A 2923-nucleotide genomic window follows, 5' to 3' on the forward strand; every position below is an offset into this window, starting at 1 on the left:
CTGCTGCTGGGCGACCCGCTGCAAACCGGCATGGATCTCGGCATCGATGGCGACCTCGACCCGGCTACCCGCGAACGACTGCACCGCCGGACGCGGCCGGTCCATCGGCAGATCCAGCTGATCCGGCACACCCGCCAGCGCCGACCGCCAGTAACCGACCTGCTGCGCCGCGATCGATCCCGGATCGGCTTCGTCACCGAGCAACTCCCGCTGCCAGATGCTGTAATCCGCGTACTGCACCGGCAACGGAGCCCAACCCGGGGCCTCACCGGACACCCGCGCCGCATAGGCGGTCATCAGGTCCCGGGTCAGCGGGCCCACCGACGAACCGTCACCGGCGATGTGATGGATCACCATCGCCAGCACGAACTCGTCGGCCGTGCCGTCGACCTGGAACAGCGCCACCCGCAACGGCACCTCGGCCGTCACATCGAAACCGGCCGACATCAGCTCGCCGACCCGAGCCACCACATCATCGGTGGACGAGACAGCGAGACCCCCGGCGATAGCCTCCGCGGCCGGCAGGACCTCCTGATACGGCACCCCGTCCGGGCCCGCCGGGTAGCGGGTCCGCAAGGTCTCGTGCCGTTCCAGCAGATCGGTGACCGCCTGCCGCAGCGCGTCCACATCCAGCGCACCGGACAGCCGGATAGCCAGCGGGAAATTGTAGGCCACCGACTCCTGGTCGAACCGGTTCAGGAACCACATCCGCTGCTGAGCCAGCGACAACGGCACGAGCTCCGGGCGCGACCGGGCCACCAGAGCGCTACGCCCACCCGATCCCGCGTGCTGCTCCACCCGTACAGCCAGACCGGCCACCGTGGACGCCTCGAACAGGGCCCGCACCGGCACCGTGGTGTTCAGCGCCTTACCCAGGCGCGCGGCGACCTGTGTCGCGACCAGTGAGTTACCGCCGAGGGCGAAGAAATCGTCGTCCGCGCCCACCCGGTCCACACCGAGTACCCCGGCGTAGACACCGGCCACGATCTCCTCGATCGGGGTCGACGGCGCCCGGAACTCCCGCGTCTCCAGCACCGGCTCCGGCAGCGCTTTGCGATCGATTTTCCCGTTGACGTTCAACGGCAGTGCATCGAGTTCCACGAACACCGACGGCACCATGTACGACGGCAACCGCTGCCCGAGTTCGGACTGAATACGCGCCGTATCCACACCGGAATCGCCACTGGGCACCACATACCCGACCAGCCGGTCTCCGGTCCGCGGATCCGAGGAGACCAGCGCCGCGGCCTGCGCCACCTCGTCCAGCGCCAGCAGCGCCGCCTCGATCTCGCCGAGCTCGATCCGGAAACCGCGGATCTTGACCTGGAAATCGGAGCGGCCCAGGTAATCCAGCTCACCGGCCGCCGTCCAGCGAGCCACGTCGCCGGTCCGGTACATCCGCTGCCCCGCGACGAACGGATCCGCTACGAACCGGTCCGCACTCAGATCCGGGCGTCCGAAATACCCGACAGCCAACTGGACACCGGCGAGATACAACTCGCCCGCGACACCGTCGGGCACCGGCTGCAAACGCGAATCCAGCACGTACACGCGCGAATTCCATTGCGGCACACCGATCGGCACCGAAGCCTGATCGGCCTCGGTCACCCGATGCGTGGTGATCGATACGGCCGCCTCGGTCGGACCGTACAGGTTGAACAACTCGGCGCCCGAAGAACGGGTGACCATCTTCCGTGCGGTCGTCACCGGCAGCGCCTCACCGATGGCGAGCACCTGCCGCACCGACTCCGGCAACCCGGTGCCGGTGTTCAGCAACGCGTCCAGCATCGACGGGACGACTGTCAAAGTGGTCACCTGTGCACGGGCCATCAGCTCGTTCAGGTACGACGGATCCCGATGCCCACCGGCTTCGGCGATCACCATCCGGCCACCGGACACCGCCGCCAGCCAGAACTCCCACACCGACGCATCGAAGGTCGCCGCGGTTTTCAACAACACCGCGTCCGTGGCGGTCAAGCCGAATTCGGCGGTGATGTAACGCAACTGGTTCACGACCGCCACATGCGGAACCGCCACACCCTTCGGGCGGCCGGTCGAACCGGACGTGAAGATCACATACGCCGTATTCGACGACCGCAGCGGCGCCAGGCGTTCGGCATCGGTCACCGGCGACGCGTCGAAAGCATCGAGATCGAGGGTGTCCACGGCCAGCGACCGAACACCGGCGCCACCGATACGGCTATCGCCATCGGCGCTGCCGGTCAGCACACACACCGGTGCCGCGGTGTCGAGGATGTAACCGGTTCGCTCGGCGGGCTGGTCCGGATCCACCGGGACATACGCGCCACCGGCAGCGGCGACCGCGTACATCGCGACCACCAGATCCACCGAGCGTCGCAACCCCAGCACGACCCGATCCTCGGGTCCCACACCGGCAGAAATCAGGTACCGGGCCAGCCGGTTGACCCGGGCAGCCAACTCCGCATACGTGACCGGTGAACCGTCGGCGGCCACCAGCGCGACCGCGTCGGGCGTGGCCGCGACCGTCGCATCCAGAAGCGACGCCAGGGTCGATGCCGGATCCAGCTCCCGATCGGTGTCGTTACGCGCCGCCAGCGCCGCGCGTTCGGCCGGGGCCAGGATCTCCAGCTGTCCGACCGCGGTATCCGGTGCGGCGACGATCTCACCCAGCAAGCGGGCGAACCGGTCGGCGAATTCCTGTGCGGTGGCGTGGTCGAACAGATCGGTGGCGTAGGTCAGGTGGCCTCGTACACCCTTCGGCGCACCCTCGCGGTCGTACTCGTCCGCGACAATCAGATGCAGGTCGAACTGGGAGATCCCGGTGTCGACATCCATCCCCGCGACCGACAGGCCCGGCAGTTCCAGCACGGACTGGGCCAGGTTCTGGAACGAGAAACCGACCTGGAACAACGGGTGCCGTGCCGTGGACCGCGCCGGGTTG

At 68.0% G+C, this 2923-nt stretch carries 1 protein-coding gene; it reads right to left on the reverse strand.

What is annotated here, in order from left to right; genetic code table 11:
• Positions 1-2923: non-ribosomal peptide synthetase (locus tag NS4_RS30925; RefSeq protein WP_157106347.1), on the reverse strand; the 2923-nt coding region annotated here is incomplete at both ends.

This window comes from Nocardia sienata NBRC 100364, from assembly GCF_001613205.1.
Lineage (GTDB): Bacteria > Actinomycetota > Actinomycetes > Mycobacteriales > Mycobacteriaceae > Nocardia > Nocardia sienata.